Source organism: Streptomyces sp. NPDC039423 (assembly GCF_055598725.1).
Genome location: NZ_JBVKAH010000003.1, coordinates 384,670 through 410,461, shown reverse-complemented (window position 1 = coordinate 410,461; position 25,792 = coordinate 384,670). Strand labels below are relative to the sequence as shown.

The following is a 25,792-nucleotide window of genomic DNA, read 5'->3' as shown; positions in this document are numbered from 1 at the left end:
GCTGATCGCTCCGTCACCGACGTTCTTCGGCGCGGGTGCCGGTCACGGATGCGCCGGGGGCCACAGCGCACGGGCCGGCGTCGCAGGTTGTCCCTTCCACGGTCCGCCGCCCCGGCGGCAGCCGCCCGTCACGAACGAGTGATGTGCATCCGTTCGGGCACCGGGACGGGAACATCAGCGAAGTGCGCCGACCGGCGCGGGAGGGAGGGAGCCGTCGTGCTCGACGCCGACGTGGCCGTCGTGGGGGCCGGAGCCGCCGGGCTGTCCCTCGCCCACCGCCTGGCCGGTCACGTCCCCGGCGCGCGGACGCCGTCGGTGGTCCTGGTGGACGCCCCGCCCGGCCCGCTGCGGCCGCCGCGCCGCACCTGGTGCTACTGGGGGCCCGGCGGCGGCCGCTTCGACGCCGCCGTGACGGCCGAATGGGAGCACCTGCGGGTGCGTCCGCCGGCCGGCGCCCCGGTGTGTGCCGGAATCGCCCCGCTGCGGTACCGGATGATCCGGTCCGACGACTTCGAGCGCCTGGTGGCACGGGACCTGGCGGCCAGCCCCAACGTGCGGCGCCTGGAGGCGACCGTCGACACGGTGGAGGACGTCCCCGGCGGCGCCCTCGTCCACCTGCGCGAGCCGGACGGCCCCACCCGGGCGTACGGCCCGTCCCCGGCGAACGACCTCTCCCGGCCCCACGGCCCGTCCCCGGCGAACGGCCCGTTCCCGGCGAACGGCCCCAGCCCGCCGCACGGCCCGTCCCGGGTGCTGCGCGTGCGCTGGGTGTTCGACTCCCGCCCCCTGGGCAGTCTGCCCGCCGCCCGCACCACCCTGCTCCAGCACTTCCACGGCTGGTTCGTCCGCACCGACCGGCCGGTCTTCGACCCCCGCACCGCGGACCTCATGGACTTCCGCACCCCGCAGCCCGCCGAGGGCCTCTCCTTCGGCTACGTCCTGCCCACCGGACCGCACGAAGCGCTCGTCGAGTACACCGAGTTCTCCCCCCGCCTCCTCACCGCCCACGGCTACGAGTCGGCGGTACGCGGATACGTCGACGACGTCCTGCGGCTCGGCGACCTCCGGGTGCTGGCGACCGAGACGGGGGTCATCCCCATGACGGACGCCCCCATGCCCCGCCAGGTCGGGGAGTCGGTGTTCCGCATCGGGGCGGCGGGCGGCGCCACCCGCCCCGCCACCGGCTACACCTTCGCCGGCCTGCAACGCCAGACCCGGGCCGTCGCCGGCGCCCTCCGCCGGGGGCGCCGGCCCGTACCGCCGCCCGCCCACTCCGCCCGCTCCCGCGCCATGGACGCCGTGCTGCTGCGCGCCCTGGACAGCGGCCGGGTCGACGGTCCCGCCCTGTTCTCCCACCTGTTCGCCCGGGTACCCGCGCGCCGGCTGCTGCGCTTCCTCGACGGAGGCACCCACCTGCACGAGGACCTCGCCGTCGGACTGCGCACGCCGGTCGGGCCGATGCTCCGTTCGGCGCTCGAACTGCCCCTCCTGCCCCGCCGCCCCTTCGACTGACCGGTCCGGACGCCCCGTACCCCCGCCCGCTCGCCCCCGGCCCCTGGAGACCGCATGACCCTGCTGCGCGACGAGGACCTCGCCGCCGCGTTCGACCACGCCTCCCGCAGTTACGACTCGCTGGTGGCCGCCAACCCCGGCTACCACGCGCACCTCCGGCGCTCGGTGCGCCGCCTCGGCCTGGCCGGCGGCCAGGGGCTCCCGGAGGACGGCGCCGGGCTGCGCCTGCTGGACCTCGGCTGCGGCACCGGCGCCTCCACCGCCGCGCTCCGCTCCGTCCTGCCCGGCGCGGACGTCACCGCCGTGGACGCCTCGGCCGGGATGCTGGAACGGGCCGCCGCCAAACCCTGGGCGGACGGGGTGTGCTTCGTGCACGCCCCCGCCGAACACCTGGCGGAGGCCGGGGTGACGGGACCGTTCGACGCCGTGTTCGCCGCGTACCTCTTCCGCAACGTCACCGACCCGGACGCCGTCCTCACCTCGGTACGGGGTCTGCTGGCCCCCGGCGGACGGCTCGGCGTGCACGAGTACGCCCTCAGCGGCCGCCGCGCCGACCGCGCGGTGTGGACCCTGGTGTGCCGGGGCCTCGTGCAGCCCGCGGCGACCGTCCTCGGGGACGGCGCCCTCTACCGCCACCTGTGGCGCAGCGTCGTGGAGTTCGACACCGCCGGCCGCTTCGCCCGCCGCGTCCGCGCCGCCGGGTTCGACCGGGTCCGCACCCTTCCCCTGCCGGGCTGGCAGACGGGCATCACCCACACCTTCGTCGCCCGCCGGGCGGACACCCTCCCCGGCCACCCGGACACCACGGCGGAGGCCGGGCGATGAGGGGCGTCCCGTACCGCCCCGACGGCACCCGTCACGGCCGGGACCGGCGGGCCCGCGTACTACCGGCGCCCCCCGGTGCCCGGCGCGCCGACCCCGCCCGCCGCCCCACCACCGCGGTCGTCGGGGGCGGCATCGCCGGCCTGGCCGCCGCCACCGCGCTGGCCGAGCGCGGCGTCGCCGTGACGCTGTACGAACGCCACCCCTACCTCGGCGGGCGCGTCGGCGGCTGGACCGTCCGGCTCCGGGACGGCACCACCGTGACCATGAGCCGGGGCTTCCACGCCTTCTTCCGCCAGTACTACAACCTGCGCGGGCTGCTGCGCCGCACCGACCCCGGACTCGACCGGCTCACCGGCCTGCCGGACTACCCGCTGCTGCACGGCGGCGGCATGCGGGACGGCTTCCGCCACGTCCCGCGCACCCCGCCGTGGAGCGCGCTCGGCTTCGTCGCGCTCAGCCCGTCCTTCGGCCTGCGCGACCTGCGCGCCATGGACCCGGTCGCGGCCCTGCCGCTGCTCGACGTACGCGTCCCCGAGGTGTACGACCGCCTCGACGGCACCAGCGCCCAGGACTTCCTCGACGCCGTCCGCTTCCCCGACAGCGCCCGCCACCTGGCGTTCGAGGTGTTCTCGCGCAGCTTCTTCGCCGACCCCCGCCTGCTTTCGGCGGCCGAGATGGCGCTGATGTTCCACATCTACTTCCTCGGCTCCGCGGAAGGCCTCCTGTTTGACGTCCCCGCCGCGCCCTTCCCGGCCGCCCTGTGGGACCCCCTGGCCGACCATCTGCGGCGGCACGGCGCCGACGTACGCACCGCCACGCCCGTCGAGCACATCGCGCCCACGGAGGACGGCGGCCACCGGGTCGTCACCGCCCGGGACGAGCGGCGCCACGACGGCGTCGTCCTGGCCCTGGACGTCGCCGGGCTGCGCTCCCTCGTCGCACGCTCGGACCTGCTGGGCGACGCCCCGTGGCGCGAGCGGGTCGCACGGCTGCGCAACGCCCCGCCGTTCCTGGTCAGCCGGCTGTGGCTGGACCGGCCCGTGGCGCCGGGCCGGCCCGGGTTCCTGGGCACCAGCGGCTTCGAGAACCTCGACAACATCAGCGTCCTGGACCGCTGGGAGGACGAGGCCGCCCGCTGGGCCGCCCGCACCGGAGGGTCCGTCGTGGAGCTGCACGCCTACGCGGTGGCACCGGAGGCGCCCCGCGACGTCGAGGAGAAGCGCCTCGCCGCCCAACTGCACCGCGTCTACCCGGAGACACGTACCGCCACGGTCGTCGACGCCCGCCACGAGTGGCGCGACGACTGCCCCCTGTTCCCGGTGGGCGGCTACCGCGACCGGCCCACCGTCCGCACCCCGCACCCCGGCCTGGTGGTGGCGGGCGACCTGGTCCGTACCGACCTGCCCGTGGCGCTGATGGAACGCGCGGCGACCACCGGGTTCCTCGCCGCCAACGCCCTGCTGGAGCAGTGGGGCGTCCAAGGGCAGACGCTGTGGACGGTGCCCGGCCGCGGACGCAGCGGCCTGCTGCGGGGGCTGGCGAAGTGGGGGACCGGATGAGCGCCCCCCGCGGGCGCCGGCGCCCCCGGGAGTGCATCCGCCCGTACGGGCCACCCGGAAGACGAACGGCAATGAGGTGCGCCACGGCGCACCACCGCCGTCCCCGCGCCCGCGGCGGACGGCACGGACGTGGCAGTGGAAGAGGTGGGTCATCGTGTCCGCTCCCCGGGGCGCAACGGACGTACTGGTCGTCGGAGCCGGCGCCGCCGGCCTCGCCTGCGCCCGCGACCTGCTCGCCGAGGGCGTCGGCGTACGGGTCCTGGAGGCCTCCGACGCGCCCGGTGGCCGCATGCGCTCCGACCGCGTCGACGGGTTCGTCGTGGACCGGGGGTTCCAGGTCTTCAACACGTCCTACCCCCAGGTCCGGCGGCGCCTCACCCTCCGCGACCTGAGGCTGCGGCCCTTCACCCCCGGCGTGCTCATCCACACCGGGTCCGGCCGGCTGCGCTTCACCGACCCCACCCGGCGGCCCGGTACCCTGCCCGACCTGCTGCCGGGCCGCCTCGCGGGCCCCCGCGACCTGGCCGCCCTGGGCGTGCTGTCGGCCAGGGACGCGCTGCTCCCGCCGCGGCTGCTCAAGAGGTCGCCCGACACCACCACCCGGACCGCCCTCGCCGCCGCCGGGGTCTCGGACGCGCTCGTCGAGCGGTTCTTCCGGCCGTTCCTGTCCGGGGTGTTCCTGGAGGACGAACTGGAGACCTCCGGGCGGGTGTTCCACCTGGTGTGGCGGAGCATGCTGCGCGGCACCCTGTGCCTGCCCATGGAGGGCATCGGCGCCGTCCCGCGCGCCCTGGCGGCCGCCCTGCCCGCCGGAACGGTACGCCTGGAGGCGCCCGTGGAGCGGCTGACCGAGGACGGCGTGCTCACGGCGGACGGCGAGGACGTGCCCGCCCGTGCCGTGGTGGTCGCGACCGGCCCCGGGACGGTCGCCGCCCTGCTGCCGGACGTGGAACTCCCCGCCTACCGGGTCGTGACCACCTACTACCACGTCGCCCCCCGCTCCCCGGCCGGTGAACCCACCCTGCTGGTGGACACCCGGCGCCGGTTCCTCAACACCTGTGTGCTCAGCGACGTGGCGCGCGCCTTCGCCCCGCCCGGACACGCGCTGGTCGCCACCTCGGTGCTGGGCGAGGACACCCGGAGCCGGGAACGCGAGGTGCGCGCGGCGCTCGACGAGGCGTACGACACCGGCACCGGCTCCTGGGACCTGCTCACGGTCCGGACCGTCCAGGACGCGCTGCCCGCCATGCCACCGCCGCAGCCGCTCAGCCGCACCACCCGCGTGGCGCCGGGCCGGTACGTGTGCGGGGACCACCGGGCCACCGGGTCGGTGCAGGGCGCCCTGGCCTCAGGGGCGCGCGCGGCCCGCGAGGTGCTCCACGACCTGGGACGGTGACGCCCGCCCCCCGCCCCGTGCCGCCCCGGCCGCCGCCCCAGGGGGCCGGGGGCGCCGGCGCCGGGTGGCCCGCAGCGTCAGCTCCGCCATGGACACCTGCCGCCGGGACGCTCCGGTCCGCCGGCCGGCGGGCTCACCGCACCTCGCCCTGGAGGAACTCGGTGAGCGCCTTGCCCGGACGGAAGGAGGTCGTGCCGCCGTCGCCGTGAAAGCTGCCGAAGCTGCCGAGGACGACCGTCTCACCGTTCCGCAGCGCCCGGGCGATCGCACCCGGGTGCTCCACGGTGCCGAAGAGCGCGTCGACGATCCGTTCGACGTCCTCCCGGGGGAGCCCAACCCCGTCGCCGTGCCCGCCCGCCCCGGCGGCGGTCGTCTCGATGAGCTGCGCCTTGTCCATGAGCCGTACCCGTTTCCCGTGAGGTCGGAAAGACCGAAGAACCTGAAGCACCCGAGGAGCCCGGAGATCCGGAGAACCCGGAGATCCGGAGAACCCGGAGACCCGGAGATTCCGGAGACCAGCATCACGGCCGCCCGCCGCCCCCGCACGTCGGAGCCACCGGGCTTGCCGCCCCGCGCCCCCGGACCGCCCCGCGCCCCCCGGACCGCCCCGCGCCCCCCGGACCGCCCCACGCCTCTCGGACCGCCCCGCGCCCCCCGGGCCGGGCGCGGCCCCCGTCCTCACGCCCCCTTGCGGAAGCGTTCGCTCAACTGTCTGCCCACCGCCGGGGTGACGCGCCCGGCCGGCAGGTCCACCCCGAGCCGCAGCGCGAGGTCGGCCGCGTACAGGTCGACGGCCGACTCGGTCAGGTCCGCCAGCCCGGCCGCCGCCTCACGGCCGCGCCGCCACCCGGCCAGCACCAGCGCCGTGCCCGCCAGGGCCGCCGGCCACCACTGGACGGCCAGGCACAGGTAGAGCAGCCCCCAGCCGCCGAGCGTCGCCGCCTCGGCCATCGCCCCGCGGGCGGCGACCAGATCGGCACGGCACGGTTCGGGCAGCAGCGTCCACAACCGGGGCCAGGCGTACGGGAAGTCCAGCCCGTACTGGCCGTGGACCCGGACCCCCACGCCCCGCAGCCGGTCGCCGATCCACGTCGGCCTGGCCGGCCGGGTGAGCGCGATGGCGTTGCGGGCCTCCGCGAGGGCGGCCCGGTCCGCGGCGGCCGCCCGCCCGAAGGCCACGACGGCACGGTCCCACCGGCCCTGCCGGCGGCGGACGAGCCGGCCGGTCAGCCACCCGGGCCCGGACGCCAGCCACATCCGCTCGACCGCCGTGCCGAGCCCCCGCGCCACGAGCCCCGCCACCGCGGCCGCCGCCAGGAACGCCAGGGACAGCAGCACGGCCGACACCGGACGGCGGTCGTAGTGCGCGGCGAACCCCTCGACCGCCCGCACCAGCAGCCGCGGGTCCAGGGCGTGGCGGTGGCCCAGCACGGCACCCGCGGCGGCGACGGCCGCGAACAGCGCGCCCGGCAGGAGCAGCAGGCCCACCCAGCGTTCGGCGAGCTTCTTCCCCAGCTCGGCCAGGAAGGCGTTCATCCGAAGGACAACGGCTCGTCGAACACCGCGCACTCCGGCAGCGGGCCACCCGGCTCGCGGGCCTCCACCCGCGAACAGCGCCCGCCCGGACACGAGTAGGACCCGGCCGGGGGCGCCACCGCGTCCTGACCGGGCACCGGGGCGTACCCCCGTGACCGCAGCGGCAGCCCCAGCCGTCCGCAGACCCGCTCCACCACCTCCGTCACCGGCACCGTGCCGGCGCGCAACTCCGCCAGCGACCGGGCCAGTTCGGCCGACCAGCCCTCCGCGCGGGCCTGCTCGCGCAGCTCCGGCAGATCACCGCAGAGCCACCCGAGGCCGTCCGCGTCCACGGCCGTGCTTTCCACCCGTTCCCCTTCCCCCCGGCGTCGCACGGAATAGTCTCATCGTTCGTAGCCGTGAGTCAGGTACAGGGCGGCATCACGCACGGCCGCACGGGGGCTGGGGGGCGGGATGAACACGGAAGACCTCACGTTCGCCATGGAGGACCGGCTCGACGCCTTCTCCACCGGCGGTGACCCGGCGCTGCTCCGGGAGCCGGAGGCACGGCTGCTGGCCGACCGGCTCCACCACGCGGTGGACTGGTTCGCCCCGCGCACCGGACCGGCCGACACCGCCCGGGCGTTCAACGTCGCGGTGCTGCTGGCGACCTTCCACTGGTACCGCTTCCAGCAGGACGGGACGCGCGCCGACGCCGAGCGCGCCGCCCTCTTCTTCAAGCTGGTGCACCCCGTGGCCGCGCACTGCGTCCCCGCCGTGCTGCTGGAGGCGTTCGCGGGGCAGGGCGGCCGGCCGGGCGGCGCGCTCACCGCGACCGAGGCCGCCGCGTACACCGCCCTCGCCGTCAACCTCCTGAAGGACGCGGAGGCGAACGGCGACCCGCGCCTGCTCGACGACGCCGTCGAACTGTGCCTGTTCGCCGCCCGCGCCCACCCGGAGCAGGACCTGGTGCAGGCCGAGGCCCTCGTCACACTCGGGAACGTCCTCACCCGCCGCTACGAGTACACCGGCGATCCGGACTCCCTCACCCGGGCCTACACGGTGACCGTCAAGGGCGGGCAGCGGATCCCCGAGGGGCACCCCTACCGCCTCACGCTGTGCTCGGGCCTCGGCCACACCGCGATCCGCGTGTACGAACGCGGCGGCGACCCCGGCACGCTCGACCTGGCGATCCGGGCCCTGCGCGAAGCGGCGTACGAAGCGCCCCGCGACCACCCGCACCGCGCCGCCTTCCTCACCAACCTCGCCTCGGCACTGAGCCGCCACTACGCCCACACCGGCCGCACCGAGGCCCTCGACGAGGCGCTGGAGGCACAGTTCGAGGCCGCCAGGACCACCCCCCGTGACCACCCCGACCTGCCGAGCCGGCTGGTCAACCTGGCCGCCGCCCTCGAAAGCCACCCCGGCCCCCTGCCCGGGCGCACCGACGGGGACGACCTGGTGGTCACCCTGCTCCGGGACGCGCTCTCCCTCCTCACCGAGGGCCACCCCGACCGGCCCGGTTGCCTGCACCTCCTCGCGGGCGCGCTCCTGGCGCGGTTCACCCGCACCCGTGACCCGCGCGACCTCCTCGACGCCGTCGAGGCGGCCCGTACGGCGGTCGGCACGGTCCCCGCCGGGGACCACCGGCGGCCGAGGACGCTGAGGGGCCTCGCCCGTTCCTTACGGGAGTACGCCGGCCACTTCGCGGCCCCCGACGCGCTCGCCGAGGCCATCGGCGCACTCCGGGAGGCGGAGGCGCTCCTGCCCGCCGACCACCCCGAGCGCACCGAGACCCTGAGCGCGCTCGGCTTCGCCCTGGCGGAGCGCCACACGGCCACCGGCGACCCGGCCGACCGCGAACGGGCGGTCCACCACCTCCGCCAGGCGTCCTCCGTACCCTCCGCCCCGGCCCGGGCCCGCGCCCGCGCGGCCGCCGGCGCGGGCCACCTCGCCGCCGACGCGGGGGACTTCACCACCGCCCTCGACTGCTTCGCCCTCGCCCTCGAACAGCTTGAGCTGACCGTCTGGCGCGGCCTGGAGCGCGACGACCGGGAACGCCTGATCGCGGAGTACCCGGGACTCGTCCCGCACGCCGCCGCCGTCGCCGTACGCGCCGGAAAGCCGGAACGCGCGGTGGAACTCCTCGAACAGGGCCGGGGCATCCTCCTCGCGCAGTCCCTGGAGAACCGCACCGAGCACACCGGGCCCCGCGCCGTGGCCCCGGAACTCGCCGACAGCCTCCGCCGGGTCCTCGACGAACTGGACCGGCTGCCCGAGGCCCCCCACGCCACGGCCGCCGGGGACGCGCGGGGACGCCGCCACGTCAACGAGCGGCGCGTGGCCCTGGCACGGCGGCGGGAGGAACTGCTCGCCGCGATCCGCGCCCTGCCCGGGCTCTCCGGCTTCCTGCGCGCCCCGTCCTTCGCCACACTGCGCGCCGCCGCCGACGACGGCCCGGTCGTCCTGCTCGTCCCCAGCCGGTACGGGTGCAGCGCCCTGCTCCTGACCGGCGAGGGCGTCCGCGCCCTCCCCCTGGACGTCGACGACAGCGCCCTCGGCGCACGGGTCCTCGCCCTCACCGGCGCCCTGGGCGCGGGCGGCTCGCCCCTCACGGCCCGGCGGGTGCTCGTGGAGACCCTGTCCTGGCTGTGGGACACGGTCGCCGGACCGGTACTGGCGGCGCTCGGCCACACCGGGCGGATCGCCCCGGACGCCCGGGGGCCCCGCCTGTGGTGGTGCCCCACCGGCCTGTTCACCCTGCTCCCCGTGCACGCGGCGGGCCGCCCCCTCCCCGCCGGCGACGGGACGCCCCGCCACACCGACACCGTGCCGGACCGGGTCGTGTCCTCCTACGCCCCGACCCTGCGGACCCTGCTGCACGCCCGCGAGCGGCACGGCCGGCCGGCCCCGGCGGCGCACGCCCGCGGCCTCATCGTGGCCATGCCCGCGACCCCCGGCCGGCCCGACCTCCCCGCGGCCGGCGAGGAGGCCCGCGCCCTGCGCCGACGGCACCCCGACGCCGAGTTCGTCACCGGGCCCGCCGCCACCGCGCCCGCCGTACTGGACGCCCTGACCCGCTGCTCCTGGGCCCACTTCGCCTGCCACGGGGCACAGGACCTGGCCCGCCCGTCCCGGGGCGCGCTCTTCCTGCATGATGGTCCGCTGTCGCTGCGGGACATCGCCGGACTGCGGCGCACCGGGGCCGGGTTCGCGTTCCTGTCCGCCTGCGAGACCCACCGCGGCGGCATCGTCCTCGCCGACGAGGCGATCACCTTCGCCACCGCGCTCCAGCTCGCCGGCTTCCGTGACGTGGTCGGCACCCTGTGGTCCATCGACGACGCCTTCGCGGCGACGGTCGCCGGCCTGGTCCACGACCGCCTCGCCGGGCCGCCCGGGACGGACCCGGCCGCCGCCCTCCACACGGCGCTGCGCACCGTACGGGAGCGGCGGCCGGAAGCCGTGCTGAGCTGGGCGCCGTACGTTCACGTCGGCCCGTGAACGTCCGCGCCCCCGGCCTCAGATGGTCATGGACTCCTGGAGCCAGCGGCTGATCCGGTACGGCACCCACCAGGCGAGCGGACCGACGTCCAGCACCAGCTTCTCGCTCCGGAAGTCGTCGAGGACGGCGGCCGGGACGGAAGCGGCGGGCGCTCCGTACGCGAGACGCTCGATGGTCCGCTCGTACTCCGGTTCGTCGGCGGTGAAGCGGCGCAGCTCCCCCCAGCGGCGGTCCCGGATCTGCACGAAGCCGGGCCCCTTCCGCCACAGGCACTTGCACAGGTAGTGGCCTCGCCGCCAGGCGCGCAGGGCCTCGTCGCAGCCGGCGGGCCCCGCGAGGGTCCGGGGCGGCTGGAGGTGGCTGAGGACCTGCCAGGCGCCGGCCAGCTCCGCCGGGTCGAGGACGAGGTCCCACTCGACGAGGACGGCCCGCGCGGTGAGGTCCCGCACCAGGCTCAGGGCGGCCACCGTGCCGGCGGCCCGCCCGGGACCGGCGTCCCCCCTCAGGTCGACGGCACCGGGCAGCCGCACGCGCCGGGCGCCGAGCTGCCAGAGCCGTTCGCTCTCGCCCTCCAGCGGCCCGGGGAGGGCCAGTTCGCCGAGGAACATCCCGGGCAGCTCGCAGGCGTCGGGGTCGTAGTCCCGCCAGGCGAGGACGGCGGGCGGGCTCAGGGTGGTGCTCATCGGGCGTGCTCCTCCTCGGGTCGGACGCGGTGGGCCGCGGACGTGCCCGCGCGGGCGCGGTCCTCCGGCACGGTCATACGCGGACGGGTTCGGCGGACGCGGCCGGAGCGGCGGGCCCGTCGGGTTCGGCGGGTGCGGCCTCGGCCGCGTACGCGTGACGCATGAAGTCCAGTCGCAGCAGGTCCTCGTTGACGGCGGCCGGGGCGACGTGGACGTACTGCCCGCCGTCGGTGAAGACCAGCCCGAGGGCGACCCAGGAGTCGAGGAGCCGCTGGACACCGTCCTCGTCACGGGCGGCCCCGGGCGCCTTGCGCGCGGCCTTCCTGGCGAGGGCGGCGGGAGTGTGCGGCTGGTCGAGGAGGCGGAAGACGGCCTGCTCGAACGGGTCGGTGAGCTCCATGGTCCGCCAGCCGAAGGCCCGCCGGCGGGAGACCAGCACGATCCGGTCGCCCAGGTCGTCGTGGGTGAGCCGGGCGTCCGCGTGGTGCTTCTTCCAGGCCGCCAGCGCGTCGTTGAGCGCGGTGACGGTCGGCTCGCCGATGCCGCGGGCCGGTGCCTCGAAGACGTACGCCAGGTCGTACAGCTCCGACTCCGGCAGGTCGTAGGTGAAGCGGTAGTGCTCCTCCGGCCGCAGCCCGGTGAAGCCGAGCTCGGGGCGCTCGAAGTACGGGCTGAAGCGTTCGATGGCGATCCGCGCGGACAGGTCGACCGGCGGGTCGAGGTGCTCCAGGGCCGGGATCTGGGCGATCACCGGTTCGTAGTCCCGGGCGGTCTCGCCGGGGAAGCCGTGGAGGTAGTTCCAGGCGACGGACAGTCCGGTCTCGGCGCCGTCGCGGAGCATCCGGACGTTCTGGCAGCCGCTGACGCCCTTGTCCATCAGGTCCAGCACCCGGTGGTTGAGCGACTCGATCCCGGGCTGGACGTAGATCATGCCCGCCTCGGCGAGCGTCCGGAGCTGTGGCCGGCGCATGTTGGCCTTGATCTCGATGTGCAGCCGCAGGTCGTACTCGCTCTCGATGATCCTGGGCAGCACGGTCGTCAGGTAGCCCATGTCCAGGATGTTGTCGACGACGTACATGTCCAGGACCCGGTGGCGGCGGGCCAGTTCGATGATCTCGTCGTAGAATGTGTCCGGGCTCTTGGACCGGAACTCCATGAACGACCCGTTGAGGCCGCAGAAGGTGCAGTGGTGCTTCTCGCCCCACCAGCAGCCGCGGGCGCCCTCGACGACCAGTTTGGGTTCGACCCAGTTGCGGGCGACGGAGGCGGCCAGGCGCTCGAAGTAGCCGCTGTAGTCGGGCGGCAGGATCGCGGCGGGCGGCAGCGGCCGGGTCGCCATCGGGTTGGCCTCGCTCTCCCCGCCGGGGCCGCGGTGGCACAGGCCCGGCACCCCGGAGAGGTCCGACCCGTCGGCGAGGGCGGTGAGCAACTGCGGGAAGGCCGCCTCGCCCTCACCGCGTACGACGTGGTCCACGAACGGGAAGTTGCGGTGCACGGCGGCCCCCTGCGCCCCGTCGCAGTTGGCCCCGCCCATGACGGTGACGATGTGCGGGGCGAGCTGCTTGACCCGCCGCGCGGCGGCGAGCGCCGCGGTGTTCTGCTGGAACGTGGAGGTGAACCCGACCACGTCGGGGGAGTGGTCCACGATCCGCCGCGCGATCTCGTCGACGAACTCCGGCACCACCCGGTGCAGCGCCCGGGTCATCTCCATGCGCGACTTCTTGAGCTTCCCGCGCATCACGGTGGTGAACTCCTCGTCGCGCCAGTGCGGGTCGTCGTGGAGCGCGGAGGAGAACACCCAGTCGCCGCAGCCCATGAAGTAGGACGACAGGGCGTAGTACTCGTAGTCGTCACCGGTGAACCCGGTGCGCGCGGTGATCCAGTCGGTGAACTCGAGATTGGCGTGCAGGACCTCGGCCTCGGCGCCGGGCACGCGCTCGTCCACGCTCCGTTTGAGGATTCCCAGCGCGAGGGACGGAAGGTCGATGGGCGACCAGGGCATGTTGACCAGCAGGACACGCATGTCGGCTCCTCGGGGATGGGGGACCGGCCGGCCCGGCGGTGCACCACCGGGCCGGCCGGCGGCGGTCAGTCCTCTTCCGCGTCCTCGGCGTTGCGGAACGGGACGGTGACGGTGATGCCGACGCTCGGCTTGCGGTTTTCCTCGTCACCCGCGAGCGGGTCGTTGTGGATGATGTCCTTCTGCATGGGACCTTCTCCTCTCCGTGGTGCGTTCGGCGGTGCGGTGCTCCCCGCTCCGGGCGGAGCGGGGCGTCTGGGGGCGGCGGACGGGGCCGCGCAGTTCCCGGTCGAGGAAGACCACGGCGCGGCGCAGCACGGTGACGTGGTCGCCGCCGTCGTAGCCGTCGTGGCCGGAGTCGAGCCACAGGGACTCGTACGGGACCCCGGCGGCGCGCAGCGCGGCGAGGTAGCCGCGTACCTGGCCGGGCGGGCATTTGGCGTCATGGGTGGCGGCGGCCACCAGCAGTGGGTCGCGCACCGAGGCGGCGTAGTGGATGGGCGAGCTGCGCGCGTACCTCTCCGGGACCTCGTCGGGCGTGCCGCCGAAGAGCCGTTCGTCCAGGGCGCGCAGGGCGGGGGTGGTGGTGCGGTGGGCGGCCACGCAGTCGGCGACCGGCTTGACCGCGACCCCGGCCCGCCAGAGGCCGGGGCGGGTGCCGAGGGCGAGCAGGACCAGGTAGCCGCCCCAGGAGGTGCCCCACAGCCCCACCTCGTCGGCGCGGACCAGCCGCCGGGCCACCAGGTCGGCCCGGACGGACGCCAGGTCCGCGACCTGGGCGAGGCCGACACCCCGGTCGGCCCGGTCGGTGCGGCCGTTGTGGCCGGGGTCGTCGGCCGTCCCGCCGAAGGCGCGCCGCCAGCGGGGCCCGTAGCCGGTGGAGCCGCGGTAGTTGACGCGGGCGACGGCGAACCCGGAGGCGACCAGGGAGTGGACCACGCCGTCGTAGGCGTCGCGGTCGTGGTCGGCGGGACCGCCGTGCACCAGGAACACCGCCGGGGCCGGACCGCGCGGCGCGTCGGGCAGGCTGAGCAGGGTGTGCACGGGCCCGTCCGGGCCGGGCGTCCACACGTCCCGGTGGGTGCCGGGCACCCGGTCGGCGACGGTCGGCAGCGGAGGTAGGGGGGTGCCCAGCGACGAACGCAGCCGGGGCGGCTCGCCGGTGGACGTCCAGAGGCAGTGGAGGTCGCCGCCGGGCCGGGTGGCGGCGTCCAGCAGGGTGCCGGGCGGGGTGGGGACGGCGGTGACGGTCCGTGCGGTGAGGTCGGCGCGGTGCAGGGTGGAGCGGCCGTGGCGGTCCTGCCGTACGAGGACGCGGTGGCCGCCGGCGTCCCAGCGGGCGGTGATCTCGGTGTCGAAGGCGCACCATTCGTGGGTGGTCAGCCCGCGGTCGGGCCGCCAGGTGGCCAGGACGTAGCGGTCCTCGTACTCGCGGACGAGGAGGAGCTCCTCGGCGTCGCCGGCGGGGGCGAAGCCCAGGGACCACAGCCTTGCGGTGTCGCCGCCGCCCGGCAGGACCGCGACCACGGCGCCCTCGCCGGTGAGGACGGTGACGGCGCCCGCGCCGGCCAGGGCCAGCAGCAGGCCGCCGGGCGTGATGCCGGTGAGGGTCGCGTGACCGGCGGCGCGGGTCACCGTCCGGGCGGCGCCGCCGCGCGGGCCGACGTGGACGGTGGTGGCGTGGCCGTCGCCGAGCGCCACCGCCACGATGGCGTGGTCGCTCACCGCGAGGCCCCGGGGCCGGCCGGGCGGGACGCCGGTGAGGCCGGGCCGGTCGGGGCCGCCCGTGAAGGGCTGGAACCGCCAGAGCCCCGACCCCCGGGTGTCCTCGTCGAACCACCACACGTACGCGTCCCGGTCGATGGCACCGTGCAGGGTCCCCCGGGGGCGCCGGGTGACCTGCCGGGCGCGGCGGGCGGCGGCGTCCCAGGTGAACACCTCGCAACGGCCCTCGGCGTCGGCGGTGAACACCATCTTGGCCGGGTCGGCGGCGCACACCTCGGGCAGGGCGGCCCGGTACACCTGGTAGCCGCCGCTCACCGGACGGCCTCCACGGCCAGGGCGCCGCGCACCGGGCGCCGGGAGGTGTGGGCCGCGAGGACGGCGAGCGTCACCCCGCAGGCCAGGGCGGGCGCGGTGGTGGAGACCCGCTCCGCCAGCGCCCCGGCCAGGACGGGGGCCAGGGCCGCGGCGCCGGTGGTCGCGGTGGCGAGGACCGCGCCCGTACGGGCCTGGAGCGCGGGGGCGGTGGCCCCGATCGCCCGGGCCTGGAGGATGACGGAGGCGAGCGGCATCAGCAGGCACACCAGCCCGAACAGCGCCCCGTACGCCCACGCGCCCACGACGGTGGCGAGCGCGGCGGTGAGCGGGACGAGCAGCCAGGTCACGCCGGCCACCACCCGAGGGGCGCCGAAACGTTTCGCCACCCTGGGCGCGGCCAGCGCCCCGGCCAGGCCGGCGGCGCCCGAAGCGGCGAGGACCGCGCCGAGCACGGCGCCGCCGTGGCCGCCGCGCTGGAGCGTGAAGACGGCCCCGTAGTAGAGCGCCACCACCACGAGGTTGACCGTCGCGCTCCACACCAGCACCAGCCGCAGCAGCGGTGACGAGCGCACCAGCCGCCACCCGGCCGCCGCCTCCCGCACCGGCCCCTCGCCCCGCTCGCGCGGTGCCGGCGCGGTGAGGTCCGCGCGCATGGCCCGTACGCACAGGGCGCCGACGACGTAGGAGAGGGCGTCGGCCAGGAACGGCAGGGCGCGGGCGGCCTGGTAGAGGACGCCGCCGAGCGCGGGCCCGACGATCAGCGCACCCTGGTCGGCCGCGGTGAGCCGGGCGATCGCCCGGGGCTGCTCGGGCCCCGGGCAGACCAGGGCCACCGTCCCGCGCGCCGCCGCCTCGAAGCAGGCGGTCGCGAACCGCTCGACCAGCACGGCGGCGAGGACCAGTCCCAGCGGCGGCTCGCCGGCGGTCAGGGCGACGGCCACGCCGCCCATCGCCAGGGCGGACACGGTCGCGGACCCGAGCATCACGCGCTTGCGCGCGCCCCGGTCGACGGGCACGGCGACGAGCGGGCCGAGCAGGAGGCCCAGGGCGGTGGAGACGCCTGCGACCAGGCCGACGGCCTGGGGGGAGTGGCCCAGTCCGAGCAGCAGGAGCGGAAGGGCCGCACCGGAGGCCTGGCTGCCGATGCCGTCGGCGGCGTTGGCCCACCAGAAGAGCCGTAGGTCGCGCGATCCCGCCCGGTGGTGGGACGGTCGTGCGGTTGACGCGGGCCGTTCCACGCAGCACCTCACCGATTTGGCGAAACCGTGCAGAAAGTGTGTGGGAAGCGAAACGAGCGGGAGCTTAATCACGCTCGAACAAGCGCCACAAGAGCCCGTCGTGGGTGGCCGAATTCCTTCAACGGGGCGCCCTCCGGGGCGTGGTGGGAGGAGAGGGCAAGTGAAGGGAGATCATTCCGCCGGCGGTGCGGACACCCCGTGCTCCCTCCAGGCATGACGCGTGTCCGCGCGCCCGCCGTCGCCGCCGCCGGGCGGCGGACGGGCGGCCGCGTCCGGCGATCGGCTCCTGCCCCACCGGGCCGGACCGCGCGGCGCTTTCGGCCGAGAATGTTCGCTGACGCCGGTCCCGCTCCCCGGCCGTCCGGCCCCCGCACGCCGCCGCCGGCCGTACCGACCCCCCCATTCGGGTCATTGCGGTGCCGGGACGGAGCCCCGACATTGGTGAGGGACGGTGCGGCCGGTCCGTACCGCGGACCACGGGGGGCTCGTGATGGACAGGTATCGGCAGACAGCGGGGATGTGTCGCGGAAGCGGCGTCCGCCCGGAGGGCGGGGCCGGGCGGTCCGGCGGGTCCCCCGGGACCCGCCCCAGGTCCGTGACGCCCGCACGGCGGCGCCTGGCGGCGGTCACGGCGGCCCTCGCCGCGGCCTGTGCCCTGGGAGTGCTGACGGCCCCGCCGGCCGCCGCCGAGGTCAAGTCCACGTGCGGCAGGTACATCTGCGTGGCCACGGCCTACCAGGGGCGCGACTACGTCCAGGACATCACCGTGACGACGAGGGACGGACTGCCCGGGACGCTGCGCGCCTTCGTGGGCGACTTCCGCGACAGCAAGGCCGGTGTGTCGCGGTGGCGGTTCGTCGTCAACCGCGAGATCAGGGCCTATCCGCGCTTGGCCGTCTGCGGCGGCCTGGACCGCAGCGGCAGGTTCATCGAGAACCACTGCGTCATGATCCCCTGACCTCCCGCGCCGGGGCTCCGGGCCCGGTGCGTCCCGGTGCGGGCGGGGCGCCGGGGGCGTCCGCCTCTCCGGGTAACGGGTTTGGGGTACCTGCGGCGCGGGCAGGAGCATGGGCCGCCTACGATGACCGCCCATGAGCATGAGCGAGAGCGGCAGACCCCTGGTCGACGCACGGTTCGAACTGGTCTCCCGCTTGGGCAGCGGCGGTATGGGCACGGTCTGGCGGGCGCGTGATGTCGCCCTGGACCGGGAGGTGGCGCTCAAAGAGGTCCGGCCGCCCGACCCGGCCGTCGAGGAGGCCAACCCCGGCCTCGCCGCGCAGATGCGCGAGCGTGCCGTCCGTGAGGCCCGGGCGCTCGCCCGGCTGTCGAACCCGCACGTCGTGACGATCCACCACATCGTGGAACCGGCCGACGGCTCGCACCCCTGGATCGTCATGGAGCTCGTCGAGGGCCGGTCCGTGTACGACCGGCTCCTCGAGGGCCCCATGCCCGTGCCCGAGGTCGTCCGGCTCGGCCTGGAGGTCCTGTCCGCGCTGCGCGCCGCGCACTCCGCGGGCATCCACCACCGCGACGTCAAGCCCGCGAACGTGCTGCTGCGTCCCGACGGGGGCGCCGTGCTCACCGACTTCGGCATCGCCGCGCTCTCCGAGGCGACGTCCCGCCTCACCTCGACCGGCGACCTCATCGGCTCGCCGGAGTTCATCGCGCCCGAGCGCGTGCGCGGGGAGGAGGGCAACCCGGCCTCCGACCTGTGGTCGCTGGGCATGCTGCTGTACGTGGCGGCCGAGGGCCACCACCCGTTCCGCCGGGCGACCAGCCTCGCGACCGTCGTCGCCGTCCTGGACGACCCGCTCCCGCCGCCGGTCAGGTCGGGTGCGCTCACGCCCGTACTGGAGCGGCTGCTGGTCCGCGACCCCGCGCGACGCCCCGACGGCGCGGGACTGGAGCTGCTGCTGCGCGAGGCGGCGGGCCGCGCGGGCACGGCGGCGCCGGCGGACGCCGCGCCGGAGGACTCCCGCCCGGCTGACCGGCCCGCGGGCCCCGCCCACCCGCACGCCCCGTTCCCCCCGGCCGGCCCGCCCACCGCTCCCGGCCACGCCCAGCACCCGGGCGCCGACCCGGGGCCGTACGGGCCGTACCCCGGGTACGCGGGGCCGGGGGCCCACCACCCCACCGGGACGCCGCACGGCACCCCGCCGCACGGGACGTTCGGACCGCCCGTGGCGCCCACCCGCCGGCCGGCGGGCCGCCGCGCGGCCGTCGTGTCCCTCGCCGCCGCCGCGACCGCCACCGTCGTGGTCGCCGCCGCCCTGAACTGGCCGCTGGGCAAGGACGCCGCGGACGAGGGCAAGAGCCCCACACCGTCGTCCAGTTCCGCCCGGCGCACGCCGGTGGCCGACACCGGGGGCACCACACCCGGCACGGGAACGCCCGCCGGCACCGGCACCGGCACCGGCAACGGCTCGGGCACCGGCGGCGCCCGGACCACCGGCACGCTGCTGACCCCCGCGAACGTCCGCACCGTCCTCGCCGCGTTCCGCGAGGCGAGCGGCAACGGTCAGGTCAAGGAGGTGACGGTGTACGAGAACTACGCGATGGCCGACATCCCCACCAAGCCGGGCGCCAAGACGTACGACAGCTACCGGTACAGCGACGGCATCGCGACGCGGACCGGACCGGGCGGCACCATCGACCCCGACTCCCCGGACGACCAGACCTTCGACCCGGCGGCCGTGGCGTGGGACACCCTGCCCGCGCTCATCCGGCGCGGGGAGAAGGAGCTCAACGTGGAGAACCCGAACCTGCGTTACCTCGTCCTCCACCGGTGGACGTTCAACGCCGACCAGCCGACGCTGCACTTCTACCTCACCAACGAGTACATGGCGAGCGGCTACCTGGCCACCGACGTGCGCGGCAAGGTCGTGTCCTCCCACCCGGCGTCCTGAGCCGCCCGGGCCGCCGTACCGGTCGTCACAGCCACCCGTTGCGTTGGGCGTGCAGCGCCATCTGGAAGCGGTTCGCGGCGCCCAGCCGGGCCATCAGGACCTGTAGGCGGCGGTAGAGCGTGCGGCGGCCGATCCCCAGCTCGCGGGCGATGACGTCGTCGCCCGCGCCGCCCGCGAGGAGCCACAGCAGACGGCGGTCGTCCGGCGGCAGCCCGCCGGGGCGGGTGGTGCGGCCGTGGAAGGGCAGGGCGTTCTGCCAGGACTGCTCGAACAGCGCGGTGAGCGCGGAGAGCAGTCCGCACGGCTGCACCACCAGCATCGTGTTGTGCACGTCCGCCTCCCTGATCGACAACGACACGAGCGCGTACGCGTCGTCGATGATCACCAGCTTGACCGGCACCGACGGCAGCACCCTCGCCTGCTCGCCGGCGGCGACGCACGGCTCGATGACCTCCTTCAGATGGCCCGGGTGCTCCAGTGACTCCCGCGAGTACACGACGCGCTGGGTCACCCCACGGGCGAGGGTGGCCAGGGCGTCGTCCGTGGCGCCCGGCAGGGGGAAGTACGGCGGTGACTCGAACTGCCGGATCTGCTCGCGCGCGCTCGCCCACGCCTGCCGGATCCGCGGGCCCACGGCCTCCCCGGTGACCACCTCGACGAGACCGTCGTTGTACGCGGCCAGCCGCTGCCGCCGGAACGACTCGAAGGCGCCGCCGACGGCGATGCGCGACTCCTCGATCTCGGTCGCCCGGTGCCGGGCGAGGACCTCCAGGCCGGCGGCCGGCGGCACCGGGGCCACCATGTCCCCGCCCTCCTCGGCGGCGCTGGCCAGACCGGCGTCGACCAGAGTCCCGTACGCCGTGGCCAGTTCGGCCTCGCCCAGCCCGGTCGCGGCGGCGATGGCACGCAGCGGAGCGGGAGCCAGCTCCAGCAGCGCCAGGTACACCCGGGCGGCTGCCCCGTCGATGCCCAGGAGCCGCAGGGCCTCCCCGAGTTTCGCGTTCCTCATGCCCCGCATTATCGACGCCCCGGCGCGGCCCGTGGCCGATCCGTGCCAGTGGCACGATCCGGCCCCGGGGGCGTCCCGGGCGCGCTACGGTGCGCGAGCCGCCGACGACCGGCGGCGGCGAGGGCGGCTCCGCGCCGTACCGGAACGATCCTCGCCACCAGGACACCCCCGTTAACCCACCAGACCCCCGACGGAAGAAGGTGCACGCCGTGGCGAAAGGCCGGAAGAACGGTCTCTACTCAGGGATCTCCGAGGAACTCTCCGCGCTGATGCGGACGGGGTGGGCGGACACCGAGCGGCACGACCTGCGGCTCGACGCGCAGGCTCCGTACGCGGCCCGCCGCCGCGCCCGGCTCTCCGCGCGCTTCCCGGGCGAACGCCTGGTCATTCCCTCCGGCAACCTCAAGGTCCGGTCGAACGACGACACCTACCCGTTCCGTCCCTACTCGGGCTACGTCCACATGACGGGCGACCAGGCCCGGGACGGCGCCCTCGTCCTGGAACCCCGCGCGGACGGCGGCCACGACGCCTACTGCTACCAGTTGCCGCGGGACGGCAGGGACACCGACGAGTTCTGGACCGGCGCCACGGCCGAACTGTGGATGGGCAGGCGCCGCTCCCTCGCCGAGTCGCAGCGGGTGCTGGGACTGCCCTGCCGGGACGTCCGCACCGCGGCCGACGACCTGGCCGGGGCCTCCGGCGTGCCGACCCGGATCGTCCGCGGCGTGGACCCGTCCCTGGAGGCCGCCGTCACCACCGACGAGGAACGCGACGCCGGGCTGGAGGAGGCGCTCGGCGACCTCCGCCTCGTCAAGGACGAGTGGGAGATCGCCGAGCTCCGCAAGGCCGTGGACTCCACGGTGCGCGGCTTCACCGATGCGATCGGCGAGCTCTCCGGGGCCGTCGCGTCGTCGGAGCGGTGGATCGAGGGCACCTTCTTCCGCCGGGCACGCCTCGAAGGCAACTCCGTCGGCTACGGCTCGATCTGCGCCGCCGGCGAACACGCCACGATCATGCACTGGACCGACAACGACGGCCCGGTGCGCCCCGGGGACCTGCTCCTGCTCGACGCCGGCGTGGAGACGCGGACCCTCTACACCGCCGACGTCACGCGCACGCTGCCGATCAGCGGCACGTTCACCCCGCTGCAACGCGAGATCTACGACGCGGTGTACGAGGCCCAGGAGGCCGGGATGGCCGCCGTGAAGCCGGGAGCCGCCTACCGCGACTTCCACGAGGCGGCCCAGCGCCACCTGGCGGCCCGGCTGGTGGAGTGGGGCTTCGTCCCGGGCCCGGCCGAGCGCGCGTACGAACTCGGCCTCCAGCGCCGCTTCACCATGGCCGGCACCGGGCACATGCTCGGACTGGACGTCCATGACTGCGCGCAGGCCCGGAACGAGGAGTACGTGGACGGCGTGCTGGAGCCGGGCATGGTGCTGACCGTCGAGCCCGGGCTGTACTTCCAGCCCGACGACCTCACCGTGCCCGCGGAGTGGCGCGGCATCGGTGTCCGGATCGAGGACGACCTGGTCGTCACGGACGACGGCCACGAGAACCTGTCGGCCGGCCTGCCCCGGTCGGCGGACGCCGTCGAGGAGTGGATGGCCCGGCACGCGGGGTGAGGCCGTCGCGGCCGTGGGGACCCGGCAGGAGGGCGGGTCCCCACGCCGCGGTCGCCGCCGCGCCGGGGGGATCCGGGCGCCGCGGTCACCGGCCCGGCGTCAGGGCAGCAGGGCGTCCAGCAGGGGTGTGCTGAACACCCGGTGCGGGTCGAGGCGGTTGAGCGTCTCGCGCGCGGTGTCCCAGCCGGGCCCGCCGCTGGCCCGGTGGCTGTCCGGGACGGCTCCGGTGAGGATCTCGGGCGCGGCCCACGCGGCGCTGTCGGTGTAGGCCCACCCCTTGGACCATTCCACCCGGACGGTGGCGCGATCGCCGTCGAGGTCCTCGAACAGGAAGCGCTCGACGTCCCGGCAGAAGGCGTGCAGGCCGGGTGTGGACGGGTCGGTCAGGACGTCGAACCACACGGCGGTGTCGAAGTCCGGCCGGTCGGGCCGGGCCCGTACCGCCGACAGCAGCGGCGGCCGGGCGCCGGGAACCATGGGGACGGCGGGGTCGTCGGTGCCGGTGACCCGGATCTCCACCTGCCCGTTGACCGGGTACCGGCCGCGGGCGGCGTACTCGTCCAGCAGGCGCCGGTAGTGGCTGGTGAGCCGGTGCACCACCCACTGCACGTCCTGGCGCCGGGTGAGGACGGCGTACCCGTTGGCGGTCTCGCGCAGCGTGGTGGGCCTGATGTAGAGGAGCAGGTCGCGCGAGGCGCCCCACAGGTCCGAGCGGAGCCCCCCGGCCAGCAGGTGCGTGAGGACGTCCGCGGTCAGCAGGTCGCGGATGACGGTGGGGGAGGTGAGCACGTCGGTGAGGTCACCGGTCAGGCCGATCCTGGCGATGAGGTACTGGAGCCGGCCCAGCAGCGGGGCGCTCGCCCAGGACCCGGCGAAGACCTGGCCGGCGAGCCGGGCGACCGGCTCGGGGACGTTGTCGGAGAAGGGGTAGTTGTAGGGCTCCCGCACCTCCCGGGAGGCCAGGGGCCGGTTCGGGCAGACGCTCCAGGTCTTGAGCCAGGGGCGGTCGGTGAAGGCGAACCAGATCGCCTCCACCCGTCCGGTGGCGTCGAGGAAGCCGGCCAGCGTCCGTGACACCGGAACGCCCGAGTCGGGCGCGGCGAACAGCTCGGTGGCGGGGATGTCCAGGAAGGAGCGGCAGCGCAGGTTCTGGTCCCGCCCCACCCGCAGGACGGCCTCGACGACGAAGGCCCGCCCGAGGTGGGTGAGGAGCGCGGCGCAGTCGGGGTCGGCGCGGTCGACGACCCGCTGCGCGTACGCCCCGGCCGTGTCGTCCCACACGACGGCCGTCAGCTCCGTGACCAGGTTGCTGAGCGTCCCGAACCCCTTCCCGGCGGCGGCCGTCTCGCCCGCCGCGGGGACGGCGGTGCCGTGCGCGCCGACCGCGAGGGCCCCGCCCACGGAGAGGTCCCCCGGCGCGGGGCAGGCCGTCACCCCCAGGTGGTGCGCGCCCAGGAACTCCAGCAGGTCCTCCAGGAGCGCGCCGGCCTGCACCCGCACCGTGGCCGACCCGTCCGGCGCCACCGGCCCCAGCGACATCGCCGTCAGGTGACCGGTCGTGTCGACGAGCAGCACCCGGGCGTCGCCCCGGGTGCCGTCCGCGACGACCAAGGGGGCCCAGCCGTGCCGCTGCCCCACCGGACGCACCGTCCACCCCTGCCGCCACGCCCAGTCGCAGACGTCGGCCACCTCCGCGCCGGTGCGGGGGGAGCAGGTCCACAGGTCGTCCGTGCGGATCTCGCCCGCCCAGTTCTCGAACACCCGCCGGTACACGTCCACGTGCGGCGGGAATCCGTCGGGCTCGCCGCCCTCGACCGCTCCCGCCGGCCCCGGCCGCACCGCCCCCACCACCGACCAGCCCGCCACCGCCGCGCCCACCCCCGCGGCCAGCGCCCCCCTCCTCGACCAGCCCCGCTCGACAGCGTTCCGCGCCCCACCGGACATGACGGTCCCCTCCTCCACGCGCTCATCCGACCCGGCAGTATCGGCAGACCCCGGTGGTGGTGGCAGCACGAACGATCCATGCTCACTCTTTCGAATGGCATGTACGTGGCGGACCTGGTGGGAGCGGCCGGCCGGGCGTGGTGGGACGGGGGAGGCCCCGGCGGGGGCGTGGGGTGAACGGACGCCGCGATGTGATCAGTTCATTGCATTTTCGGTGCGGTGATTGGTCGTTATGTAGGGCCGGAATGACCGGTGGAGGTTGTCCTTCCAGCAAAGTCACATGGCGAACCCGAACTGACTATGCTCCCCGATGTGTTGCGCCGCGCTCACAGCGAGTCATGGACGCTGTGGTGCGCTCGGACGGAGCACGGCTGTGAAGGGTGGCGACCTCGGCGCGACCTCGAAGCGACCCCGCCGGGGCCCGGCCGGACACCCCTGGATGTCCGAGCGACGGTCCGGCTCGTCCCTTCCGGCGCATCGCACCACCTCAGTCCGCTCATTCCAGATCGTTTAGGGACCTCCTGATGGTTCGTGCAGGTGAAGTTTCCAGAGCCCGGCCCACCGCGGTTGCCCGGGCATGGCTCCTCCCTCCCGGAGTTCTGGCCGGAGCCGCGGTGATAGCGCTGCTCCTCTGCCCCGCACGGATACGGACACCGGTCGCCTGGTGCTGCCTCGGCGCCGTCGTGCTGACGGCCGTCACCTCCGCCGTGACCGCGCGCCGGCAGCGAGCGGCGGAGGCCGCCCGGCACGCGCGGGCGAGCGCCTGGGCGGAGGAGTACTACGCGCGGCGCGAGGCGGCGCTGCACGCGCGCCTGGCCGACCAGCGGGCCACCACCGTCTGGCTGTCCGAGGAACTCCTGCCCGCGGCGGTCGCCCGCCTCAAGAGGGGCGACCCCACCTCGGAGATCCTCCAGGCCGTCCGCTTCGGGGAGCACCTCGACGCCGAGTTCACCGAAGCGCTCAAGGGAGCCCTGCGGACGCTCCTGGAAGCGGTGGAGGCCGAGGAGCACACCAGGGACTCCTCCCAGCGGGCCCTCGTGGCGGTCGCGCGCCGGGTCCAGGCGATCGTGCACCAGCTCGCCAAGGACCTCCGCTCCATGCAGATCCTGCACGGCACGGACGTGATCGTCTCCCGCGGTCTCCAGGACATCGACCACCGCAACGCCCTGATCGGCCGCCTCGCGGCGAGCATCGCCGTCCTGGGCGACGCCCGGCCGGGCCGCCAGTGGTCCAAGGCGATCCCGCTCTACGACATCCTGCGGGGAGCCATGTCCCGCATCGTGGACTACCCCCGCGTCAAGCTGCAGTCCGTGGCGGAGGTCGCGGTCACCGGCCCCGGTGCCGAGCCGCTGATCCACCTGCTCGCCGAACTGCTCGACAACGCCACGACGTTCTCCCCGCCGCACACCCCGGTGGAGGTGACCGCCTGCGAGGTGCCCTCCGGCATCGCGATCGAGATCGAGGACCGTGGCGTCGGGCTCACCGAGGAGGTCCGGCAGCACGTCGAACGCGTCATGGCCCGCGCGGTGAACGGGGTCCCCCTGTCCAGCCTGGGCGACGTGACCCAGCTCGGCCTGCCCGTCGTGAGCCGGCTGGCCCAGGAGCACGGCTGCGACGTCGACCTGCGCACCTCCGCCTACGGGGGAGTCCGGGCCGTCGTGCTCGTACCCCGGGACATGATCACCACCTTGCCGCAGCCCGTGGTGAGGGGCCCGGAAGCCATCCGCAGGCGCACGGTCGGCACCATCCTGCCCGGCCCCAAACCGGTGCGGCCCGCCGTCACGGACTCCGGCGAGGTCAGGAAGACCGTCAACGGGCTCCCGCAGCGCCGGCGCGAGTCGCCCGTCCCGACACCGGTCGTCCAGACGACCACCACGCCCCCCGCGGCTCCGGCCACTCCCCGGCGGACTCCCGGCACGTCCCGCCAGCCGGGTCTGATGTGGGAGGCGTTCAACGGCGAGAAGCGATCGGTCGCCGAACCTTCCCCTTCCCCCAGCGAACCGTCAGATGAGGTTGAGTGA

18 protein-coding genes are annotated in these 25,792 nt (G+C 75.6%); 9 read left to right on the top strand and 9 right to left on the bottom strand.

What is annotated here, in order from left to right:
* Positions 1 to 216 precede the first annotated feature (216 nt).
* The 4 genes from ACZ7LK_RS12590 to ACZ7LK_RS12575 all read left to right on the top strand — a co-directional run bounded on the left by ACZ7LK_RS12590 (position 217) and on the right by ACZ7LK_RS12575 (position 5,292).
* A complete protein-coding gene (locus tag ACZ7LK_RS12590) occupies positions 217 to 1,512 on the top strand; it encodes a lycopene cyclase family protein (RefSeq protein ID WP_469463264.1) in 1,296 nt (431 codons plus the stop codon).
* A gap of 54 nt (positions 1,513 to 1,566) precedes the next feature.
* Complete coding sequence (locus ACZ7LK_RS12585) at positions 1,567 to 2,337, top strand: methyltransferase domain-containing protein (protein ID WP_392272894.1); 771 nt, start codon at positions 1,567 to 1,569, stop codon at positions 2,335 to 2,337.
* Positions 2,334 to 3,896, top strand: a complete 1,563-nt coding sequence (locus ACZ7LK_RS12580; RefSeq protein WP_469463262.1) for an FAD-dependent oxidoreductase — start codon at positions 2,334 to 2,336, stop codon at positions 3,894 to 3,896. The genes ACZ7LK_RS12585 and ACZ7LK_RS12580 overlap by 4 nt, the downstream gene beginning before the upstream one ends.
* Positions 3,897 to 4,047: 151 nt before the next feature.
* Positions 4,048 to 5,292, top strand: a complete 1,245-nt coding sequence (locus ACZ7LK_RS12575) for an NAD(P)/FAD-dependent oxidoreductase (protein WP_471140644.1) — start codon at positions 4,048 to 4,050, stop codon at positions 5,290 to 5,292.
* Between the two features lie 133 nt (positions 5,293 to 5,425).
* Here the strand turns inward: ACZ7LK_RS12575 and ACZ7LK_RS12570 are convergent, their stop codons facing one another.
* From ACZ7LK_RS12570 to ACZ7LK_RS12560, 3 genes are all read right to left on the bottom strand, one after another.
* Positions 5,426 to 5,689 carry an HU family DNA-binding protein gene (locus ACZ7LK_RS12570; protein ID WP_471140167.1) on the bottom strand — a complete coding sequence of 88 codons (264 nt, stop codon included), beginning with the start codon at positions 5,687 to 5,689 and terminating at the stop codon, positions 5,426 to 5,428.
* A gap of 281 nt (positions 5,690 to 5,970) precedes the next feature.
* The gene (locus ACZ7LK_RS12565) at positions 5,971 to 6,828 is read right to left on the bottom strand and encodes a hypothetical protein (protein ID WP_392272897.1); all 858 of its coding nucleotides are present in this window, start codon (positions 6,826 to 6,828) and stop codon (positions 5,971 to 5,973) included.
* Positions 6,825 to 7,175, bottom strand: a complete 351-nt coding sequence (locus tag ACZ7LK_RS12560) for a hypothetical protein (RefSeq protein WP_392272898.1) — start codon at positions 7,173 to 7,175, stop codon at positions 6,825 to 6,827. The genes ACZ7LK_RS12565 and ACZ7LK_RS12560 overlap by 4 nt, the downstream gene beginning before the upstream one ends.
* A 106-nt stretch (positions 7,176 to 7,281) precedes the next feature.
* Here ACZ7LK_RS12560 and ACZ7LK_RS12555 point away from each other — a divergent pair, with 106 nt between their 5' ends.
* Entirely contained in the window at positions 7,282 to 10,308 is a 3,027-nt protein-coding gene (locus tag ACZ7LK_RS12555; RefSeq protein ID WP_471140164.1) for a CHAT domain-containing protein, read from the top strand.
* Between the two features lie 18 nt (positions 10,309 to 10,326).
* Here ACZ7LK_RS12555 and ACZ7LK_RS12550 read toward each other — a convergent pair whose 3' ends face one another.
* From ACZ7LK_RS12550 to ACZ7LK_RS12535, 4 genes are all read right to left on the bottom strand, one after another.
* Positions 10,327 to 10,992: a DUF5825 family protein gene (locus ACZ7LK_RS12550; protein ID WP_471140161.1), complete on the bottom strand. Its 666-nt coding sequence runs from the start codon at positions 10,990 to 10,992 to the stop codon at positions 10,327 to 10,329.
* A gap of 73 nt (positions 10,993 to 11,065) precedes the next feature.
* Positions 11,066 to 13,015 (bottom strand): RiPP maturation radical SAM C-methyltransferase, encoded by a 1,950-nt coding sequence (locus tag ACZ7LK_RS12545; protein ID WP_471140158.1) that lies wholly within the window; start codon positions 13,013 to 13,015, stop codon positions 11,066 to 11,068.
* A 144-nt stretch (positions 13,016 to 13,159) separates the two neighbouring features.
* A complete protein-coding gene (locus tag ACZ7LK_RS12540; protein WP_471140641.1) occupies positions 13,160 to 14,986 on the bottom strand; it encodes an alpha/beta hydrolase family protein in 1,827 nt (608 codons plus the stop codon).
* Between the two features lie 62 nt (positions 14,987 to 15,048).
* Positions 15,049 to 16,290, bottom strand: a complete 1,242-nt coding sequence (locus ACZ7LK_RS12535; protein WP_471140155.1) for an MFS transporter — start codon at positions 16,288 to 16,290, stop codon at positions 15,049 to 15,051.
* Between the two features lie 595 nt (positions 16,291 to 16,885).
* On the opposite strand from ACZ7LK_RS12535, the gene ACZ7LK_RS12530 reads away from it, so the two are divergent.
* Complete coding sequence (locus tag ACZ7LK_RS12530; RefSeq protein ID WP_392272903.1) at positions 16,886 to 17,248, top strand: hypothetical protein; 363 nt, start codon at positions 16,886 to 16,888, stop codon at positions 17,246 to 17,248.
* A gap of 133 nt (positions 17,249 to 17,381) precedes the next feature.
* Positions 17,382 to 19,196, top strand: coding sequence for a serine/threonine-protein kinase (locus ACZ7LK_RS12525; RefSeq protein ID WP_471140152.1), 1,815 nt, complete (start codon positions 17,382 to 17,384; stop codon positions 19,194 to 19,196).
* Between the two features lie 25 nt (positions 19,197 to 19,221).
* Here ACZ7LK_RS12525 and ACZ7LK_RS12520 read toward each other — a convergent pair whose 3' ends face one another.
* Positions 19,222 to 20,205: a LuxR family transcriptional regulator gene (locus tag ACZ7LK_RS12520; protein ID WP_392272905.1), complete on the bottom strand. Its 984-nt coding sequence runs from the start codon at positions 20,203 to 20,205 to the stop codon at positions 19,222 to 19,224.
* Between the two features lie 209 nt (positions 20,206 to 20,414).
* On the opposite strand from ACZ7LK_RS12520, the gene ACZ7LK_RS12515 reads away from it, so the two are divergent.
* On the top strand, positions 20,415 to 21,827 hold the full coding sequence (locus ACZ7LK_RS12515; protein ID WP_469463246.1) for an aminopeptidase P family protein: 1,413 nt from the start codon (positions 20,415 to 20,417) through the stop codon (positions 21,825 to 21,827).
* A gap of 99 nt (positions 21,828 to 21,926) precedes the next feature.
* Here the strand turns inward: ACZ7LK_RS12515 and ACZ7LK_RS12510 are convergent, their stop codons facing one another.
* Positions 21,927 to 23,771 (bottom strand): cholesterol oxidase substrate-binding domain-containing protein, encoded by a 1,845-nt coding sequence (locus ACZ7LK_RS12510; RefSeq protein WP_471140148.1) that lies wholly within the window; start codon positions 23,769 to 23,771, stop codon positions 21,927 to 21,929.
* A 614-nt stretch (positions 23,772 to 24,385) separates the two neighbouring features.
* On the opposite strand from ACZ7LK_RS12510, the gene ACZ7LK_RS12505 reads away from it, so the two are divergent.
* Positions 24,386 to 25,792, top strand: coding sequence for an ATP-binding protein (locus ACZ7LK_RS12505; RefSeq protein ID WP_392272908.1), 1,407 nt, complete (start codon positions 24,386 to 24,388; stop codon positions 25,790 to 25,792).

Coding starts and splice junctions, on each gene's coding strand:
- ACZ7LK_RS12585 (WP_392272894.1), top strand. CDS start 1,567: ATGACCCTGCTGCGCGACGAGGACCTCGCCGCCGCGTTCGACCACGCC.
- ACZ7LK_RS12580 (WP_469463262.1), top strand. CDS start 2,334: ATGAGGGGCGTCCCGTACCGCCCCGACGGCACCCGTCACGGCCGGGAC.
- ACZ7LK_RS12570 (WP_471140167.1), bottom strand. CDS start 5,689: ATGGACAAGGCGCAGCTCATCGAGACGACCGCCGCCGGGGCGGGCGGG.
- ACZ7LK_RS12565 (WP_392272897.1), bottom strand. CDS start 6,828: ATGAACGCCTTCCTGGCCGAGCTGGGGAAGAAGCTCGCCGAACGCTGG.
- ACZ7LK_RS12555 (WP_471140164.1), top strand. CDS start 7,282: ATGAACACGGAAGACCTCACGTTCGCCATGGAGGACCGGCTCGACGCC.
- ACZ7LK_RS12550 (WP_471140161.1), bottom strand. CDS start 10,992: ATGAGCACCACCCTGAGCCCGCCCGCCGTCCTCGCCTGGCGGGACTAC.
- ACZ7LK_RS12545 (WP_471140158.1), bottom strand. CDS start 13,015: ATGCGTGTCCTGCTGGTCAACATGCCCTGGTCGCCCATCGACCTTCCG.
- ACZ7LK_RS12540 (WP_471140641.1), bottom strand. CDS start 14,986: ATGGTGTTCACCGCCGACGCCGAGGGCCGTTGCGAGGTGTTCACCTGG.
- ACZ7LK_RS12525 (WP_471140152.1), top strand. CDS start 17,382: ATGAGCATGAGCGAGAGCGGCAGACCCCTGGTCGACGCACGGTTCGAA.
- ACZ7LK_RS12520 (WP_392272905.1), bottom strand. CDS start 20,205: ATGAGGAACGCGAAACTCGGGGAGGCCCTGCGGCTCCTGGGCATCGAC.
- ACZ7LK_RS12510 (WP_471140148.1), bottom strand. CDS start 23,771: ATGTCCGGTGGGGCGCGGAACGCTGTCGAGCGGGGCTGGTCGAGGAGG.